Below are 18,689 nucleotides of genomic sequence, written 5' to 3' on the forward strand. Positions count from 1 at the left end.
CATGCGAATGGGGCCGGTCCGGCCCCCTTATGGGGGACTGGCCGGCCCCGAATCAAGCCCCTGCGGCGGGACTATCAAGCCCCTGCGGCGATTGAGCAGCGGGGTCCGGGGCGGAGCCCCGTGGCCGCGCCCCGGACGGCTTGAACGTCAGTCGCGCGCCGGCTCCATCTCCTCCATGGCGGCAGCCTCCCGGCGACCGTCCAGCTTGGACACCAACCCCGTCACCTGGCGCGCGATGTCCGGCGCCGTGAGGCCGATCTCGGCCATGATCTCCTTGCGGGAGGCGTGCTCCAGGAAGCGCGGCGGAATGCCGAAGTCACGCAGCGGAACGTCTACGCCCGCGTCGCGCAGCGCCTGCGCGATCGACGAACCGACGCCGCCCACACGGGAGTTGTCCTCGACGGTGACGACCACGCGGTGGCGCTCGGCCAGCGGAGCCATCGCCTCGTCGACCGGCTTGACCCAGCGGGGGTCGACGACGGTCGTCGTGATGCCCTGCTTGTCGAGGAGGTCGGCGATCTCCAGGCACATCGGGGCGAGCGCGCCCACGGACACCAACAACACGTCCGGCTTGTCGGACTTCGGCTCGCGCAGCACGTCCATGCCGCCGACCTTGCCGACCGCCTCGACGGCCGGGCCGACCGCGCCCTTGGAGTAGCGGACGACGGTGGGGGCGTCGTCGACCTGGACCGCCTCGCGCAGCTGGGCGCGGACCTGGTCGGCGTCGCGCGGCGCGGCGATGCGGACGCCGGGGACGACCTGGAGGAGGGACATGTCCCACATGCCGTTGTGCGAGGCGCCGTCGGTGCCGGTGATGCCGGCCCTGTCCAGGACGAAGGTGACCCCGCACTTGTGCAGGGCGACGTCCATGAGGAGCTGGTCGAAGGCGCGGTTGAGGAACGTCGCGTAGACCGCGAAGACCGGGTGCAGGCCGCCCTGGGCGAGGCCCGCCGCGCTGGTCGCCGCGTGCTGCTCGGCGATGCCGACGTCGTAGACCCGCTCGGGGAATTCATCGGCGAACTTCTTCAGGCCGACCGGCTGAAGCATCGCGGCGGTGATCGCCACGATGTCCTCGCGCTCGCGGCCGAGCTTGGCCATCTCGTCGCCGAAGACGGACGTCCAGTCGGCGCCTGAGGCCTTGATCGGGAGGCCGGTGTCGGGGTGGATGGGGCCGATGCCGTGGAAGCGGTCGGCCTCGTCCTGGAGGGCGGGCTTGTAGCCGCGGCCCTTCTCGGTGAGGCAGTGCACGATGACCGGGCCGCCGAAGCGCTTGGCGCGGGTGAGCGCGGACTCCAGGGCCTCGAGGTCGTGCCCGTCGATCGGGCCGACGTACTTCAGGCCGAGGTCCTCGAACATGCCCTGCGGGGCGATGAAGTCCTTGAGGCCCTTCTTCGCGCCGTGCAGCGTCTCGTAGAGGGGCTTGCCGACGACCGGGGTGCGCTCCAGGAGGTCCTTGCCGCGGGCCAGGAAGCGCTCGTAGCCATCCGTGGTGCGCAGGGTCGCGAGGTGGTTGGCGAGGCCGCCGATCGTGGGAGCGTAGGAGCGCTCGTTGTCATTGACCACGATGACGAGGGGGCGGTCCTTGGCGGCGGCGATGTTGTTCAGCGCCTCCCAGGCCATGCCGCCGGTGAGGGCGCCGTCGCCGATGACCGCGACGACGTGGTCGCCGCGGTCCTGGACCTCGTTCGCCTTCGCCAGGCCGTCGGCCCAGCCGAGGACGGTGGAGGCGTGGCTGTTCTCGATCACGTCGTGCTCGGACTCGGCCTGCGAGGGGTAGCCGGAGAGGCCGCCCTTCATCTTCAGCTTCGAGAAGTCCTTGCGGCCGGTGAGCAGCTTGTGCACGTAGGACTGGTGGCCGGTGTCCCACAGGACCTTGTCCTGGGGGGACTCGAAGACGCGGTGCAGGGCGATCGTCAGCTCGACGACGCCCAGGTTCGGGCCGAGGTGGCCGCCGGTCTTGGAGACCGCGTCGACGAGAAAGGTCCGGATCTCTCCTGCCAGCTGGTCCAGCTGCTCCAGGCTGAGCCGGTCCAGATCGCGCGGTCCCGTGATGCGGGTCAGCAGCGGCACCCGTGCCTCCTTGCGATAGAGCTGTGAGTAGCTGGTTGAGCTGTCGAGCTTGCCGGGCCTGTCGATTCTAATGTTCCGCCGCTCGCGGTGGCGTGCGGGCCGTGCGTTCCTCGTCACGCCCTCGTCACGAAACAGAACCAGCCGCACGGCGCACACGCGGCGCGTACGCGTGACTGTGCCCGGCGTCACCATTGACACCGGGCACAGTCCGTTCGGGGCCGAGAAGGGGGCCGGGTGCCGTCAGGCGCGACCGGCCGTCTTCTGGGTCTTTCGGGTGATCGAGTCGATGACGACCGTGGCGAGGAGCACAGCGCCGGTGATCATGTACTGGATCGGGGTGGCGATGCCTTCGAGCTGGAGGCCGTACTGGATCGACGTGATCACCAGCACACCGAGCAGCGCGTTCCAGGTGCGGCCCCGGCCACCGAAGAGGCTGGTGCCTCCGATGACGGCCGCGGCGATGACGTTCATCAGAAGGTCACCGGCACCGGCGCCCTGGTTGGCCGCCGCGATCTTGGAGGCCCAGAAGAGGCCGCCGACCGCCGCGAACAGGCCCGCGAGGGAGAAGACCGAGATCCGGATCGCCGTGACGTTGATGCCGGCACGCCGGGAGGCCTCGACGCTGCCGCCGAGCGCGTTGATCTTTCGGCCGTACGACGTGCGGCGCAGCATGAAGTCGGTGCCGACGAGGACGATGCCGAAGAGCAGCACCGCGAGCGGCAGGCCCTTGTACTGGTTGAAGATGACCGCGACGCCGAAGACGGCGATCGCGATCAGCACCGTGCGCAGCACGATGTCGCTGAGCGGCCGGGACGGGATCCCCGCGGCCTCGCGGCGCCGGTTGCCGAGGAAGGTCGGCACGAAGTAGCCGAGGATCGCGATGACGGCGAGGCCGTAGGCGGCGGCGACATCGGAGAAGTAGTACGTGGTGAGCTTGCCGACCACGCCGTCGCCGTCGAGGTTGATGGTGCCGTTGGAGCCCAGGATCTGGAGCATGAAGCCGTTCCAGAACAGCAGGCCCGCCAGGGTGACGGCGAACGCGGGGGCGCCGAGCCGCGCGAAGAAGAAGCCGTGCAGGGCGCCGATGAGCGCGCCCGCGGCGAGCGAGATCAGGACGGCGAGCCACTCGTTCATCCCGTGCGTGACGCTCAGCACCGCGGTGATCGCCGAGGAGACACCGGAGACGGAGCCGACCGAGAGGTCGATCTCGCCGAGCATCAGCACGAAGATGATGCCGACCGACATCATGCCGGTGGCGACCATCGCCACGAAGATGTTGTTGAGGTTCTCGGCGCCCAGGAACGCGGAGTTCAGGCTCTGGAAGATCGCGCCGATGATGATCAGGCCGATGACGACCGGGATGGCGCCGAGGTCGCCGCCCTTGATCTTGCGCTTGAACTCGCTGATGTAGCCCGCGAAGCCCTGCTCCCGCACGAGGAGGCGGGGGTCCACGGCGGCCACTGCGGCTCCGGCGGCGACACCGGGTTCGTCCACGGGGGCCTTGGTCTTGTCGATGCTCACTTCTGAGCCTCCCCGTTCGCGCGCGCCGCACGTCGGGTCACGGCGTTGTCCGTGGCGCCGGTGATGGCGGAGATGATCTCTTCCTGGGACGTGTCCTTGACCGAGAACACGCCGTTGTTGCGGCCGAGCCGGAGCACGCCGACCTTGTCCGCGACGGCCTTCACATCGGCCATGTTGTGGCTGATGAGGATGACCGCGTGGCCGCGCTCGCGCAGCCGCTCGACGAGGTCGAGGACCTGGGCGGTCTGCTCGACGCCGAGGGCGGCGGTCGGCTCGTCGAGGATCACCAGCTTGGGCTCGCCGAGCATGGAGCGGGCGATCGCCACGACCTGGCGCTGACCGCCGGAGAGCGAGGCGACCGGGATCCGGACGCTGGGTATCCGGATCGACAGGGTGTCGAGCAGTTCCTGGGCGCGGCGCTCCATCTCGACCTCGTCGAGGATGCCGCGCTTCTTGATCTCGCGCCCCAGGAACAGGTTGCCGACGACATCGATGTTGTCGCACAGCGAGAGGTCCTGATAGACGGTCGCGATCCCCAGGGCCTGGGCATCGTGCGGCCGGTTGACGGCGACGGCCTTGCCGTGCCACTCGATGACACCGTCATCGATGGGGTGCACGCCGGCGATCGTCTTGACCAGGGTGGACTTTCCGGCACCGTTGTCGCCGACCAGGGCGACCACCTCACCGGCGTGGACTTCAAGCTCTACGTCGGTGAGCGCCTGCACGGCACCGAATCGCTTGGAGACCCCGCGCAACGCCAGCACGGGCGTAGCGGACACGTGAACCATCTCCTTCACCGCCAAGGCCTGACCCGGCGGGAGGTTGAACTCAGAAGAATGAGGGGGGTGTTGGTGTTCCGTCCGGCGCCGCGCCGTTGAGCTGCGGGGCTGTTGGCGGCGGGGCGCCGGACGTGCATCAGGGGCCCGTCAGGGCCGCGGGGGAGGCTGCTGCGCGCTCCCGGTTCGCTCGGGTTACTTCAGGCCGATCTTGTCGCAGGCCTTCTTGTACTTGGCCGTGCAGATGTCGTTGACCGTGTAGTAACCCTCCTTGATGACCGTGTCCTTGATGTTGTCCTGCGTCAGGGAGACGATCGGGACGATCACGGAGGGGATGCCCTGCTCGGTGCCGCTGTCGACCTTCGTGGTCTTCAGCGAGCTGTCGAGCTTGCCCGTCTTGGCGATCGAGACGGCCATCTTGGCGACGGTCTCGGCCTCCTGCGGGTACGACTTGAAGACCGACATGTACTGGTCGCCCGTCACGATGCGCTGCACGCCCGCGAGTTCGGCGTCCTGGCCGGTGACCGGCGGAATCTTGGAGACGCCCGCGCCCTTGAGCGCGGTGATGATGCCGCCGGCGAGGCCGTCGTTGGCGGAGTAGACGCCCACGATCTTGTCCTTGCCGAGGGCGGAGATCGCGGCCTCCATGCTGGCGTTGGCGTTCTCCGGCTTCCACTCCTTGGTGTCGTACTCCTTGCCGATCTTCACCTTGCCGTCGAGGACGGAGTGGGCGCCCTTCTTGAAGTCGCCGGCGTTCGGGTCCGTGGCGGCCCCGTTCATCATGACGATCTCGTTGCTCGGCTTGGCCTTGTCGCCCAGGGCCTTCAGGAGCGCCTTGCCCTGCTCCTTGCCGACCTCCTCGTTGTCGAACGAGGTGTAGGCGGAGATCGGGCCCTCGGCCAGGCGGTCGTACGCGACGACGGGGATGTCCGCGTCCTTGGCCTTCTTCACACCGCCGGCGACCGCCTTGGAGTCGACCGCGTCGAGGATCAGCACGTCCACCTTGTTGGTGATCATCGTGTCGATCTGCTGCGACTGGACGGACGCGTCCTGCTTGGCATTGAGGTACTGGATCGTGCCCTTGCCATTCGTCAGCTTCTTGACCTGCTGCTCGATGATGGGCTTGTCGAACTTCTCGTAACGCGCCGTCTGGTTCTCCGGAAGGAGCAGACCTATCTTCAGCGCGTCGGACTTCTTGCCGGCGGTCTTGTCGCCCTCGCCCTTGGACTCCTTGGCGCTGCCACAGGCGGCGAGAGACACGGCCATGGCGGTGGCACAGAATGCAACGGCGGCACGACGCATACGCGTGTTCACTTCAGAAACCTCCCTGACGAGGCCGCGTCGTTGCGGCCGAGGTGGCTGGAAGTCAACTCGGCCGCAACAGCGGCGTCAAGGAGTAAATCCTTAACGGGTTGGCAACGGTGTCATGCGTTCTCTAAGTGAAGGCAGGTGTGGCTGCGGGCACAGCGCCTGCACCGGACCCGTCCAAAAGCATCGAATCGCCCATCTCGCTCAGTGCGAGGGCCAGCGCCCCGAGCACCTCCGCGCGGCCACCCAACGCCCCAGGAAGGACCGAGAGTTGGCGCCCGGCGCTGGGGATGGCATAGCGCCCCACGGACTCCCTGATGGGCCCCAGGACCAGCTCACCGGCCTCCGCGAGATCGCCGCCCAGGACGACCCGGCTGGGGTTGAGCAGGTTGCACAGGTTCGCGACCCCGGAGCCGATGTGCCGGCCCACGTCCGCGACGACGCGGCGGCAGCCCGGGTCCCCGTCGCGCGCGAGCCGCACGACGCCCTCCATGGTGAGGTCGGTGCCGTGGCTGGACTGGAGCAGCGGCAGCACGTAGCGGGCGGCGGCGAAGGTCTCCAGGCAGCCGCGGTTGCCGCAGCGGCACACGGGCCCCGACTCGTCGAGCGTGATGTGCCCGATCTCCCCCGCCGTGCCGCCGGGGCCGCGGTAGATCTTCCCGCTGATCACGAGGCCCGCACCGACACCGCTGGCCACCTTGATGTACGCGAGGTCCTTCACGCCCCGGCCGCTGCCCCACACCAGCTCGCCGAGCGCGCCGAGGTTGGCGTCGTTGTCGACGTGCACGGGGACGCCCAGGCGGCGGGCCAGCTCCTCGGCGGGCTTGGTGCCGGACCAGCCCGGCAGGATCGAGGTGGAGCCGAGCGTGCCGCTCTCCACATCGATCGGGCCCGGCACGCCGAGCCCGACGCCCGCGACCTTCGCCCGGTCCACACCGGTGGCCACGATGAGGCGCTCGACCAGCTCTTCGGCCCGGTCGAAGCCCTGCGCGGCGGAGGCGTCCACGTCGAGCGGCTCGGACTCCTCGGCGAGCACCTGGTGGGCGAGGTTGCCGACGGCCACCCGCAGGTGGGTGTGGCCGAAGTCGACGCCGATCACGATGCCCGCGTCGCCGCTGAGGGAGACGCTGCGGGCCCTGCGGCCGCCGGCCGATGTGGGCGTGACCTCGACGGTTCCGCCGTCCTTGAGCTCGCGGACGATGTTGGAGACCGTCGCGGCCGACAGGCCCGTCGCCCTCGCGATCTCCGCCTGCGTGAGCGAACCGGCAAGACGTACGGCACGTACGACCCGCTCGAGATTGGCCCGGTGCAGCGAGGACTGCGACCCCGGAGTCTCCATTGACCCACCCTTAGTCCCTTGGCCCACGTCACCCTACGTGACCGGACCTTGTACAAGTTATGAACTCCAAGCTCCGCTGAAGGTGTCTCCGTCGTCAAGCCCTTGACAGAAATACCTTCCCGCCGAAACGCCCAGAAGTCCGGCCCCGGGGGGATTTGCCCCGGGGCCGGACCCTTCGTCGCACCAGAAACCAGGCGGCTACTTCAGCGCCCCCGCGGTCAACCCCTGAACGACCTGACGCTGGAAGATGATGTACGCCGCCAGCACCGGGAGCATCGCCATCACCAGGCCCGCGAAGAGGCCCGACCAGTCGCCCTTGTAGCCCTGGCTGGTGGCGAGCTCGACGAGGCCCTGGGCGAGGACGCGGTTGTCCGGGCTGGGGTTCAGGACGGTCGGCAGCATGTACTGGTTCCACTGCCCGAGGAAGTTGAAGATGCCCACGCTGATCAGGCCCGGCTTGGCCATCGGCAGCATGATCTGGAAGAACGTCCGGGTGTGCGAGGCACCGTCGACGAACGCCGCCTCCGCGATCGAGGACGGCAGCGTTCGGAAGAACGAGGTGAGGAAGAACACCGTGAACGGCAGCGAGTACGCGATGTAGGCGAGGATCAGCCCGGGCAGCGTGTCCAGCAGGGCCAGGTTCTTCATCACGTAGAACAGCGGCACCAGGGCCAGCATGATCGGGAAGCTCATGCCGCCGACGAACAGGAAGTAGATGAACTGCCGGCCCGGGAACTCGAAGCGTGCGAGGACGTACGCGACCATCGAGCCGAGCACGAGCGTGCCGGCGAGCGAGAAGCCCACGACGACGATGGTGTTGAGGAAGTAGTCGCTCATGTGGGCGTCGGACCACGCCCGCGACCAGTTCTCGAAGTGCAGCTTGTCCGGCAGCGACCAGGGCGAGCCGAAGATGTCGCCGTCCGTCTTGAAGGACGTCATCACCGCCCACAGCAGCGGCATGACGACCATGATCGCCCAGAGGATGAGCATGCCGTGCGAGAAGACGTTGAGGACGCCGCCCTCGCTGCTCTTCTCCTTGCCCTGCTGCGGGGCCTTGGTCTTGGTGACCGGGTCGCCGCCGCTGCCGCGCTGGGCGGGGACCTCGGACGACGGGGTGTCGGTGGTCTTCATGGTCAGAACTCCAGCCGCTCGCGTCGACCGAGGCGCATCACGACGGCCGCGAACAGCAGCGTGAGGACGAGCAGGGCGACACCGATCGTCGTTGCGTAGGCGGCGTTCGCGTCACGGAACGCCGATTGCCAGACGTACAGGGGAAGGACGGTCGTCGAGTAGTCGGGGCCGCCCGGTCCCACCGACATGATCTGGACCGAGGCGAAGGCTTCGGCGCCGAGGGCGAGGATGCCCATGTAGATCCAGCCGGACTGGATGGTGTCCCACAGCAGCGGCATGGTGATCTTGAAGAAGGTGGTGGCCCGGCCGGCGCCGTCGAGCAGCGCCGCCTCGTAGAAGTCCTTCGGGATGGACGCCATGCCCGCGGAGAACAGGACCACGAAGAACCCGACGGTGCTCCACACCAGGACCGCCATGATGGACCACAGGGCGACGTTCGGGTCGCCCAGCCAGTCCTGGGCGAGCGAGTCCAGGCCGACGGCGTTCAACGCCCCGTTGATCGCACCGTCGTTGGGGCTGTACGCGAACCGGAAGAGGATCGCGACGATCGCGATCGACAATACCTGCGGGAAGAAGTACGCGATCTTGTAGAAGCCCGAACCCCGCACTCCTGAGACGGCGGCACCCTTCCGGTGCCGCCCGCCCACATTGATCATGAAGGCGAAGAACAGTGCGAGGCCGAGCGTCACCAGCGGCAGCAACACCACGAACAGGGCGCTGTGTTGCAACGCCTTCCAGAAGACGTCGTCCTCGAACATCCTCTTGTAGTTCGCGAAGCCCACCATCTTGAAATCCGGGCTGAGTCCGGTCCAGTCGGTGAACGAATAGTAGATCGCCTGGATGAACGGCCAGATGACGAAGACGGCGTACAACGCCAAGGGGGCCACCAAGAACCCCACGATGAAGCGGTACTTGCCGTGTTGCATGGTTAACGACCCCGATCGGTAGGCGGGCGCCGCCGCTGGTGACGCGTGCTCATGTGCCCTGCTGCTACTGGTGCTTGTAGTGCTTGATGGACGAATCCTTGGCCGTCGCGTCCGCGAAGGCCTGGATCTTCTTGATGGCCTCGGCCGGGGTCATGCGGCCCGCCATCATCTCGCCCAGACAGGCGACGCCGATCTGCTCCTTCTGGAGCTTGGCGTACCAGTCCTGAAGGCGCGGGTTGACCACGTTGTCCTTGGCCAGTTCGAGCGCGGCGTTGGCCGACTCCGTGCCGGACGTCAGCTTGATGCCGTCGGTGCCGCCGTTGAACGCGGTCAGCGACTTCACCAGCTTCGTGGTGTTCTGCGAGGACTTCTCGCTGAGCATGATGCGCAGCTGCTCCATGCCGCCCTCGGGGTTCTTCGCGTTCGCCGGGACGATGTACGGCTCGGAGCCGGCCGCCCAGATGGTGCCGAACGGCATCTTGTCGCTCTTGTCGAGGCCGGACGGCGCGCTGACGGTGAGCTCGAAGTCCTTGGGGATGACGCTCGCCGACTCGTTCTCCACCCAGGAGCCGTTCGGAAGGAACAGCGCCTTGCCCTTGGCCCACGCGGTCTGCGACTGGATGTGGTCGATGCCGGGCGTGCCCTTGAGGATGTAGCCCTTCTTGTAGAGCTCGTAGTAGGCCTCGAAGGCGGCCTTGACGGCCGGGTCCTTCCAGGCGCCCGGCTCCAGGTTGTCGATCTTGTCGAGGACCTCGCGGCCACCGATCTTCGCGATGAACGGGTAGAGCGAGAACGGCAGGTAGTACGGGTACTTACCGGCGTACGTCCAGCCGGCCATGCCCTTCTTCTTCGCCTTCTCGCAGACGGCGAGCATGTCGTCCCAGGTCTGCGGGTACTCCGCGTCGAGCCCGTCGAGCGCCTTCTTCGAGTACCAGACGCCGTACACGGTGTACGCCATGTACATCACGACGCACTGCTTGCCCTCGAACTGGCCCATCTCGACGACACCGGGGCGCAGGGTGTCGCGGAACTTCTTGCTCGCGTCGTCGACGGACGGGGCGTCGAGCAGCGGCGTGAGGTCGGCGAGCTGCTTCTTCGAGAAGAGCACGCCCATGTCCATCTGCTCGGCACCGGAGTTGTCGATCAGGTCCGGCGGGGTGCCACCGTTGAATTTCGGCTGAAGTTCCGACTGGATCTTCTGCGTCGAGTGGAAGTTGACCTTCGCCTTCGGGTGCGCCTGCTCGTACATCTTGTTGGCGTCCTTGGCGTACTGCGTGCCAAATCCACCGTCGAAGATGACCACGGAGAGCGCGGCGCTCTCGTTGATGCCCAGCGGGTTCTTGGCGGACTTCTTGCCGCCCTTGGACTTCTTGTCCGAGTCGTCGCTGCCGCTGGCACACGCGGAGAGCATGCCCATGGCCGGAACGGACAGCAGGCCGAGTGCCGCGGAACGCTTGATCAGGCTGCGGCGGCCCACGCCACCGTTGATGTTCTGCGTGTTCTGCTCGGAAGTGGATCCCATGCTCAAGTCCTCGCCTTCTCCAGGACTCAGGCGGTGAACCGGATCCTCCCCGGCACCGCGGTGATGTGCTGCGTAACGCAGGTGGAGCTGGGTGGTGCCCGCCCGGATCTCGAACATGCCGGGGCGGTGGCGACAGGTATAGTCCACTCACTGTGAGGGGGGCAAGATCGAATGCAGGTTTGGGCATCGGTCTTTTCCGAGTTGAGACCTCCCGGAAATACGTCGCACCAGCGACGAACCGAGCTTTCCAACTGCCTTGTCTACAAAGGGTGTAGCGGAACCACTCGAACCGCTTGCTCCGATGCGCCGAATTCCATGAGCGGCAGGGGCGACACAGGGCCCAACACCCTTGACACCAATGCCCACTTGCGCCCCTACTGGACCTTGCTCAGCAACTGACAACGTTGTCCAGTAGCCGGAGGGTGCGCCTTTATGCGAGGCAGATCCAGACAGCTCAAGTCCAGACACAGACTCGGGACCGTGGCCGCGCTCGGCGCGGCCGCACTGGTGCTCACGGCGGCGGGCCAGGGCCTCGGCCCCGACACCGCCGCCCACGCCGCCGAGGGAAAGCCGGAGTTCCGCTCCTCCTTCGAGGCCGCTCAGCCCGCCCCCGACTGGCTGAACACCGTCGACACCGACGCCGACGGCGGCAAGCGGGCGAGCGGCGTGGACGGCGCGTACAGCAGTGGCATGCCGGGCAATGTGAACGGCCATGTCACCGACGTCCGGGCCAGTGACGAGAACACGGGCGGCGGTGAGACCAAGGAGAACCTCGTCGACGGTGAGCCGACGACCAAGTGGCTGGCGTTCACGCCGACCGCCTGGGTCGAGTACGACCTCGACGAACCGGTCAAGATCTCCAAGTACGCGCTCACTTCGGCCAACGACCACGACGAGCGCGACCCGAAGGACTGGACCCTGAAGGGTTCGACGGACGGCAAGGAGTGGACGACACTCGACTCCCGCTCGGGCGAGACGTTCGACAAGCGCCAGCAGCTGAAGTCGTACGACATCCAGACCCCGGCGGAGTACTCCCACTTCCGTATCGAGTTCACGAAGAACAACGGCGCGAGCGACGCGACGCAGCTCGCCGACCTTCAGCTGTCGACCGGCGACGACTCCACCCCGGCCCCCGAGGACATGCTCTCGCTCGTGGACCGCGGCCCCACGGCCTCGCCGACCGCCAAGGCGGGCGTCGGCTTCACCGGCACGCGCGCGCTGCGCTACGCGGGCACGCACAAGGGCGAAGGCCGCGCCTACTCGTACAACAAGGTCTTCGACGTCGACGTGGCGGTGGCCAGGGACACCGAACTGGCGTACAAGATCTTCCCGTCGATGGCGGACGGCGACCGCGACTACGACGCCACGAACGTCTCCGTCGACCTCGCCTTCACCGACGGCACGTACCTCAGCGACCTCAAGGCCCTCGACTCCCACGGCGGAGCGCTGACCCCGCAGGGACAGGGCGCGGCCAAGCGGCTGTACGTGAACCAGTGGAACGCCGTGAAGTCCGGCATCGGGTCCGTCGCGGCCGGCAAGACGGTCGACCGGGTCCTCGTCGCGTACGACTCCCCCAAGGGGCAGACGAAGTTCCGCGGCTGGCTCGACGACATCAGCATCGCCAAGGCTCAACAGGCGCCGAAGAAGGCGCACTTGAGCGACTACGCGTCGACGACCCGCGGCACGAACTCCACCGGCAACTTCTCGCGCGGCAACACCTTCCCGGCGACGGCCGTCCCGCACGGCTTCAACTTCTGGACGCCGGTCACCAACGCGGGCTCGCTGAGCTGGCTGTACGACTACGCGCGCGACAACAACGCGGACAACCTGCCCACCCTTGAGGCGTTCGCGGCGAGCCATGAGCCGAGTCCGTGGATGGGCGACCGGCAGACGTTCCAGGTGATGCCGTCGGCGAAGACGGGCGAGGCGCTGGACACGTCGCGCTCGGGCCGCGCGCTGCCGTTCAAGCACGACGACGAGACGGCGACGCCCTCGTACTACGGCGTGAAGTTCCAGAACGGCGTGAAGGCGGAGATGACGCCGACCGATCACGCGGCGGCGCTCCGCTTCAGCTACCCCGACGACGACGCGAGCGTGGTCTTCGACAACGTCTCCGACCAGGGCGGCCTCACGCTCGACAAGGAGAACGGGGTCGTCACCGGCTACTCGGACGTGAAGTCCGGTCTGTCGGCGGGCGCCACGCGGCTGTTCGTCTACGGGGTCTTCGACAAGCCGGTGAAGGACGCCGACTCGGCGGGCGTGAAGGGCCACTTCACGTTCGACGCGGGCAAGGACCGCACGGTCACGCTGCGCCTCGCGACGTCCCTGATCGGCATCGACCAGGCCAAGGACAACCTCGCGCAGGAGCTTCCGGCGAACCGCTCCTTCAGCGACGTACGGGACGCGGCGCGTGCCCAGTGGGACACGCTGATGAAGAAGGTGGAGGTCGAGGGCGCGACGGACGATCAGCGCACCGCTCTCTACTCGTCGCTGTACCGGCTGTACCTGTACCCCAACTCCGGCTTCGAGAAGGTCCGTTCGGGGGGTACTTCCAGCAAGGCGACGTACAAGTACGCCTCTCCCTTCTCACCGATGCCGGGTCCCGACACCCCCACCCACACCGGCGCGAAGATCGTCGAGGGCAAGCCGTATGTGAACAACGGCTTCTGGGACACGTATCGCACGACCTGGCCCGCCTACTCGCTGCTGACGCCGAAGAAGGCGGGTGAGCTGGTCGACGGGTTCGTGCAGCAGTACCGGGACGGCGGCTGGACCTCGCGCTGGTCCTCGCCGGGCTACGCGGACCTGATGACCGGCACCTCCTCCGACGTGGCGTTCGCCGACGCGTACGTGAAGGGCGTCGACGACTTCGACGTCGAGTCGGCGTACAAGGCGGCCGTGAAGAACGCGACCGTCGTCGCGCCCTCGTCGGGCGTCGGCCGCAAGGGCATGGAGACGTCGCCCTTCCTCGGCTACACGTCCTCGGACACGCACGAGGGCATGTCGTGGGCGCTTGAGGGCTATCTCAACGACTACGGCATCGCGGAGATGGGCCGGAAGCTCTACAAGAAGACCGGCGAGAAGCATTACAAGGAGGAGTCCGACTACTTCCTGAACCGCGCCCGTGACTACGTCAACATGTTCGACGACAAGGCGGCAGGCGGGAGTTCGAGCCCCGGCTTCTTCCAGGGCAAGGACAAGGACGGCAACTGGCGCGTGAAGTCCGCGGACTTCGACCCGGCGATCTGGGGCTACGACTACACGGAGACCAACGCCTGGGGCTACGCCTTCACCGCCGTCCAGGACAGCCGCGGCCTCGCCAATCTGTACGGCGGCCGGGGCGGCCTCGCCAAGAAGCTCGACACGTACTTCGACACTCCGGAGACCGGCTCCAAGGACGTCGCCGGCTCGTACGGCGGTGTCATCCACGAGATGACCGAGGCGCGTGACGTGCGCATGGGCATGTACGGCCACTCGAACCAGGTCGCGCACCACGTCACGTACATGTACGACGCGGCGGGTCAGCCGTGGAAGACGCAGGAGAAGGTCCGCGAGGTCATGTCGCGGCTCTACACCGGCAGCGAGATCGGGCAGGGCTACCACGGCGACGAGGACAACGGCGAGCAGTCGGCCTGGTACCTGTTCTCCTCGCTGGGCTTCTACCCGCTGGTCATGGGCAGTGGTGAATACGCCATCGGCTCCCCGCAGTTCACGAAGATGACGCTGCACCTGGACGGCGGCAAGGACCTCGTCGTCAAGGCGCCGAAGAACAGCGCGAAGAACATCTACGTGCAGGGCGTGAAGGTCAACGGCAAGGCGTGGAACAAGACGTCGCTGCCGCACTCGGCGATCGCCAAGGGTGGCGTCATCGAGTTCGCGATGGGCGACAAGCCGTCGAAGTGGGGCACGGGCAAGGACGCGGCGCCGACGTCGATCACGAACGACGACAAGGTGCCCGCGCCGCGCTCCGACGCCATCAAGGGCTCGGGCCCGCTCTTCGACAACTCCTCGGCGACGTCCGCGAGTTCGGAGTCGGTGGAGCTGCCGGTCGGGGCGGACGGAGCGAAGGCGGTCCAGTACACGCTGACGTCGGAGGACAAGGCGAAGGCGCCGAAGGGCTGGCGCCTTGAGGCTTCCGACGACGCCAAGGACTGGAAGGCCGTCGACACACGCTCCGGCGAGTCCTTCGCCTGGGACAAGCAGACACGGGCGTTCTCCGTGCCGTCCCCGGCGGCGCACAAGCACTACCGGCTGGTGTTCACCGGTGGAGCGGCGACGGTGGCGGAGGTGGAGCTGCTGTCGTGACCCGTTCCCGGGTGGCGTGCCGCGCGCGGCGCGTCACCCGGGGCAGTCTCCGTTGTCGTAGGTCCGGTACAGCGACAGCTTCCGGTCGTGACGTGGTGCGGGGAACTCCACGACCGGCACCGGCTTGCACACCGACCATCTGTTGTGGGTGTCCTGGCCCGCGAAGCCGTACGTTCCGGTCGCCCCCTGGAGCATGCCCGAGCTGTTCACGGTGGGCTGCGACAGCATCGTGTACAGCTCCTGCCTCGTGGGCAGTTGCTCGGTTTTCCCGCTCTTGTTCATCTCGGCGAAGGTGCGCTTCATGGCCTCGGTGAGCAGCCTCAGGCCGTCGTAGTACGAGGCCGCGTAGCCGTCGGCCAGGGGCTTCTCGCCGAGCGTGTGCGCGGTCCTGAGCTCGTCGAAGCGGTCGAGGAAGTCGTCGACGCCGGCGGGGCGGTCCGCGGAGCCCGCCTTCTCCCAGCCCGGGTCGAAGGAGGCGGCGTCGACGATCGTGGCCTTCGCCTTCTTCAGGTCCCGCTTCACCTCCGGCTTGGTGAGGGTGGGTTCGAGGCCGATGCCGGTCTTCAGGATGCGCAGGGGGCCGCCGTGGTTGCAGCTTCCCTCGTCGGAGAGGGCGTCGATGAAGCCCGGGAGGTCCTGGTCGCGGCCCGCGAAGAAGACCGTGTCCGTGCGCTCGCGGCAGATCTTGCCGACCGCGTCGACGAAGAGGCCCGGCTCGCCCTCGTCGCTGCCGGAGGAACCGGTGAAGAGGGACGAGCTGGTGGTGAGGCCGTAGTCCTTGCCGAAGCGGTCCTTGAGGGTGTTCGTCAGGTCCGCCGAGTACACGTCGCCCGTGTGCCGGTCGAGCAGCAGCAGCCCCTTCTTCTTGCCCTGCGGGTAGGTGCGGAGGTAGTTCCGCAGGGCGTTCGCGAACTCCTTGTCGTCCGGCGAGGTCTTGAAGAAGTACGGGAAGTTCATCGACGAGGCGTTGATCACCGGCCCCACCGTGGGGATCTTGCGTGTGCTCAGTTCTTCGAGGGCCTGCTTGGTGTCCGTCTGGCTGCTGGGGATGCCCGTGACGCCGACGAGCGGGTGCTTCCCGTCGGCGGCCAGGGTGTCCAACTTCTTGACCACCGGCCGCCATTGGTCGAGCTGGCTGCCGATCGGCGCGAGCATCAGCTGGACCTGCGGGCCGCCCGCTCCGGCGTTCGCCTCCTTGAGCGCGGCGAGGGAGCCCGCGAGCGCGCGGCGGATCATGTCGCCGGTCATCGCGCTCTTGTCCCCCGAGGTGAAGGACATCATCAGGGCGACACGGACGTACGGAGTGCCGCTCTCCGACGCGACCTGGTCGTTCTCGTCGGCGATGGCGTCGAGGAGCGAGCCGATGTCGTCGTCCGCCTCGAAGGACTGTGTGGTCACGCCGATGCACTGGCCGTCGATGTCGCTCAGCCCGTTGTCGCACTTGCGCAGCAGCTTGGAGCCGCCGTAGATCCCGCCCGCCACGAGCGCGAGCACGACGACCGCCGCGACGCACCAGTCCAGCGGCCCCCACTCCCTGATCCTGCTGCCGAACATCAGCCTGCCTCCACGGAGTTGGCGCTTGCGGGGACGGGCAGTTCCTGCCTCTTGCGGGCGGCCGTCGGCCAGTCGCGGGCCGCCTGGCCGAGGGCCGCGTACCAGGTGGGATGGCGGCGCGCGAGAAAGCCCAGCTCCTCCCCCACCGCCTTGCACATCCGGTCGGCGTCCGGGTCGAGTGCGGCGTCGGCGTACGGCTCGGAGAGGTACCACAGGGCGTGCAGCAGTCGGTTGATGCTGCGCCCCGAGGGGTCGAGGCGTGCGTAGCGGGCCGCGTGCTCGCCGTCGGCGATCTCGACGCGCTGGTCGCGCCAGGCCTCGTCGGTGGGCGGCACGGGCGCGCCGGCGCAGCGCTTGAGGCACAGCAGCCAGTGCTCGACGCTCTGTTCGGCCTCTTCCGCGTCGAACTCGTCGGCGAGCATCGCGACGACCTGCTGCGGGTTTCCGGCGGCGAGGTTGTGGCGCAGGGCGTCGGCCTCCTCGGTCTCGGCGCGCTGGACGTGGTGGAGGTGGAGGAAGGCGTGCACGGAGCGCCAGCTGTGCGGTTCGTCGCCCGGCGGCAGGGTGCGCCGCGCCTCGTGGACGAGGAGCGTGCGCAGCAGCCCGCTGGTGACCAGCGGCCCGTCGGCGACCGGGAGTTCCTGCCACTTCCGCTCGACGAGGTACTGCGCGGCGGCCGTGGCGGGCAGTTGCTCGGGCCCGACCAGGCCGAGGTCCCGGGCGAGCGCCTCGGCCGCCTTGGAGTCCCTGGCGAGGCAGAGCTTGACGAGGCGGTCGCGCTGCCTGCGGTCGGGCAGCAGGTCCCGCAGCAGCACCTCGGTGACGGCGCGGCCGCCCTCGACGCGCAGGTCGAGCAGGTCGCGCGGGACGACCGAGCGGTTCTGCTTGGCGGTCTCGACGGCGGCGTCGGCCAGGACGGTGCTGGCCGAGGGGTGGCCTCCGGTGAGTGCGTGCAGTGCGGAGGCGAGGTGCGGGTGGAGCAGGCGCGAGGACGCCCGGTCGAGCATGGAGAGGATGTCGTCCCTGGTCAGCGGGGTGAGCGGGAGGACGAGGAGGCCTTCGGACGGCTCATGTCCTGTCCGCTTCCACAGGGTGGCGGCGTGTCCCGGGCGTCTGACGCCGCCGGGCGGCAGCAGGTCGACGAGCTCCCGGCGTACGGCGTGCGGCGCGTCCTCCCGCGGCAGGTCGCCGAGCCGGGTGGCGACGACGACGGTCCGGTCGTCGTACTTGCGCTGCCCCAGGGCCCGCTGCTCCAGGAGGAGTTCGAGGAAGCGGGAGCCCGCGGGGGTGTGTGCCTCGTCGAGGAGGATCAGCGGCCAGGGCTCACGGTTGAGGCGGCGCACCAGGCCGTGCGAGTGGGCCAGCTCTTCCAGGAAGGCGGCGGTCAGGGCCTGTTCCGCGGCGTGGAGATAGTCGCCGCCGCGGTGGAAGCGGCGGGACAGCAGCCACAGCGGGTCCTCCTCGGCGATGGTGCCGTCGGGCGTGGTGTGCCGCTTGCGGAACCAGGCGCGGGCGGGGTCGAGGGGGATCCTGGCGCCGAGCTGGCGCAGCACGGCGGCGGTGACGGGCTGCGTCCCGTCCGGGTCGTCTGGGTCGCCGTTACGGGCGGCCGCCTCGCTGAGCGAGGTCTCGACCTGGGTGGCCCAGTCGCGGGCGACCTCGCGCTCGGTACCGCGGGCCAGACCGCTCACCATGAGCATCCGGGCGTGCCGGCGGCAGACCTCGTCGCGCTCGTCCGTCTGCCCCAGGTGCCAGCCGGACACGGCGAACAGGGCGGGCATCAGCGTCCGGAAGGTGCCGTACGTGGGGGTGAGCGCGCAGACGAGGCGCTCCAGGATCTCGGCGGGCGACGCGGCGTGCTGCGGCGGCACGCTGCCCTCGGGGACCTCCTCGGCGAGGCCGGTCGCGACAGGGGACCCCGGTACGACGGCGCGCACATGGGCGAGCGGGAGGCGGCCCCGGTAGCCGCGGGCGAGGGTGTCGAGGAGGGCGCTGCGTCCGGTGCCGTGCTCCCCGGTGAGCAGCACGACGGGCACGTCGGACCCGAACTCCCGCTTCGCGCGGGCACGTTCATGGAACGCCAACCCGGTGAGCGAGGGGACGAGCGATCCCACCAGGGGTTCACGCCCGTACAGAAAGGGCGCCTTGGGCCTGGCCATCTTCGGCTGTCCTGCTTCCCTAGGGATCGTCAACTTCTGCGTGAACCCTAGAACTTACCTGTGACGCCGATCTCTTAC

General features: G+C 68.2%; 11 protein-coding genes. 1 reads left to right on the plus strand and 10 read right to left on the minus strand.

Annotation, left to right across the window (positions count from 1 at the left end; translation table 11 throughout):
- Positions 1–147: 147 nt before the first annotated feature.
- The 8 genes from dxs to ngcE form a co-directional block, all read right to left on the minus strand.
- Positions 148–2,070: a 1-deoxy-D-xylulose-5-phosphate synthase gene (gene dxs / locus OKJ99_RS36745; protein ID WP_326022673.1), complete on the minus strand. Its 1,923-nt coding sequence runs from the start codon at positions 2,068–2,070 to the stop codon at positions 148–150.
- A 240-nt stretch (positions 2,071–2,310) separates the two neighbouring features.
- Positions 2,311–3,591 carry a sugar ABC transporter permease gene (locus OKJ99_RS36750; RefSeq protein WP_326022675.1) on the minus strand — a complete coding sequence of 427 codons (1,281 nt, stop codon included), beginning with the start codon at positions 3,589–3,591 and terminating at the stop codon, positions 2,311–2,313.
- Positions 3,588–4,379 (minus strand): ATP-binding cassette domain-containing protein, encoded by a 792-nt coding sequence (locus tag OKJ99_RS36755; RefSeq protein WP_326022676.1) that lies wholly within the window; start codon positions 4,377–4,379, stop codon positions 3,588–3,590. Before OKJ99_RS36755 ends, OKJ99_RS36750 begins: the two co-directional genes overlap by 4 nt.
- A gap of 183 nt (positions 4,380–4,562) precedes the next feature.
- Positions 4,563–5,681 carry an ABC transporter substrate-binding protein gene (locus OKJ99_RS36760; protein WP_326022677.1) on the minus strand — a complete coding sequence of 373 codons (1,119 nt, stop codon included), beginning with the start codon at positions 5,679–5,681 and terminating at the stop codon, positions 4,563–4,565.
- 121 nt (positions 5,682–5,802) lie between these two features.
- A complete protein-coding gene (locus tag OKJ99_RS36765; protein WP_326022678.1) occupies positions 5,803–7,014 on the minus strand; it encodes an ROK family transcriptional regulator in 1,212 nt (403 codons plus the stop codon).
- Positions 7,015–7,212: 198 nt separating this feature from the next.
- The gene (locus OKJ99_RS36770; protein ID WP_326022680.1) at positions 7,213–8,145 is read right to left on the minus strand and encodes a carbohydrate ABC transporter permease; all 933 of its coding nucleotides are present in this window, start codon (positions 8,143–8,145) and stop codon (positions 7,213–7,215) included.
- A 2-nt stretch (positions 8,146–8,147) separates the two neighbouring features.
- Positions 8,148–9,071 carry a carbohydrate ABC transporter permease gene (locus OKJ99_RS36775; protein WP_326022681.1) on the minus strand — a complete coding sequence of 308 codons (924 nt, stop codon included), beginning with the start codon at positions 9,069–9,071 and terminating at the stop codon, positions 8,148–8,150.
- Positions 9,072–9,135: 64 nt separating this feature from the next.
- A complete protein-coding gene (gene ngcE, locus OKJ99_RS36780; RefSeq protein WP_326022683.1) occupies positions 9,136–10,593 on the minus strand; it encodes an N-acetylglucosamine/diacetylchitobiose ABC transporter substrate-binding protein in 1,458 nt (485 codons plus the stop codon).
- A gap of 480 nt (positions 10,594–11,073) precedes the next feature.
- On the opposite strand from ngcE, the gene OKJ99_RS36785 reads away from it, so the two are divergent.
- Positions 11,074–14,898 carry a GH92 family glycosyl hydrolase gene (locus OKJ99_RS36785; protein WP_407700836.1) on the plus strand — a complete coding sequence of 1,275 codons (3,825 nt, stop codon included), beginning with the start codon at positions 11,074–11,076 and terminating at the stop codon, positions 14,896–14,898.
- A 33-nt stretch (positions 14,899–14,931) separates the two neighbouring features.
- Here the strand turns inward: OKJ99_RS36785 and OKJ99_RS36790 are convergent, their stop codons facing one another.
- Positions 14,932–16,452 carry an ABC transporter substrate-binding protein gene (locus tag OKJ99_RS36790; protein ID WP_326022686.1) on the minus strand — a complete coding sequence of 507 codons (1,521 nt, stop codon included), beginning with the start codon at positions 16,450–16,452 and terminating at the stop codon, positions 14,932–14,934.
- Complete coding sequence (locus OKJ99_RS36795; protein WP_326022687.1) at positions 16,452–18,611, minus strand: ATP-binding protein; 2,160 nt, start codon at positions 18,609–18,611, stop codon at positions 16,452–16,454. Before OKJ99_RS36795 ends, OKJ99_RS36790 begins: the two co-directional genes overlap by 1 nt.
- Between the last annotated feature and the right edge of the window lie 78 nt (positions 18,612–18,689).

It is taken from the genome of Streptomyces endophyticus (assembly GCF_035798155.1).
In the GTDB taxonomy this organism is placed as follows: domain Bacteria; phylum Actinomycetota; class Actinomycetes; order Streptomycetales; family Streptomycetaceae; genus Streptomyces; species Streptomyces endophyticus.

Coding starts and splice junctions, on each gene's coding strand:
- OKJ99_RS36755 (WP_326022676.1), bottom strand. CDS start 4,379: ATGGTTCACGTGTCCGCTACGCCCGTGCTGGCGTTGCGCGGGGTCTCC.
- OKJ99_RS36765 (WP_326022678.1), bottom strand. CDS start 7,014: ATGGAGACTCCGGGGTCGCAGTCCTCGCTGCACCGGGCCAATCTCGAG.
- OKJ99_RS36770 (WP_326022680.1), bottom strand. CDS start 8,145: ATGAAGACCACCGACACCCCGTCGTCCGAGGTCCCCGCCCAGCGCGGC.
- OKJ99_RS36775 (WP_326022681.1), bottom strand. CDS start 9,071: ATGCAACACGGCAAGTACCGCTTCATCGTGGGGTTCTTGGTGGCCCCC.
- ngcE (WP_326022683.1), bottom strand. CDS start 10,593: ATGGGATCCACTTCCGAGCAGAACACGCAGAACATCAACGGTGGCGTG.
- OKJ99_RS36790 (WP_326022686.1), bottom strand. CDS start 16,452: ATGTTCGGCAGCAGGATCAGGGAGTGGGGGCCGCTGGACTGGTGCGTC.
- OKJ99_RS36795 (WP_326022687.1), bottom strand. CDS start 18,611: ATGGCCAGGCCCAAGGCGCCCTTTCTGTACGGGCGTGAACCCCTGGTG.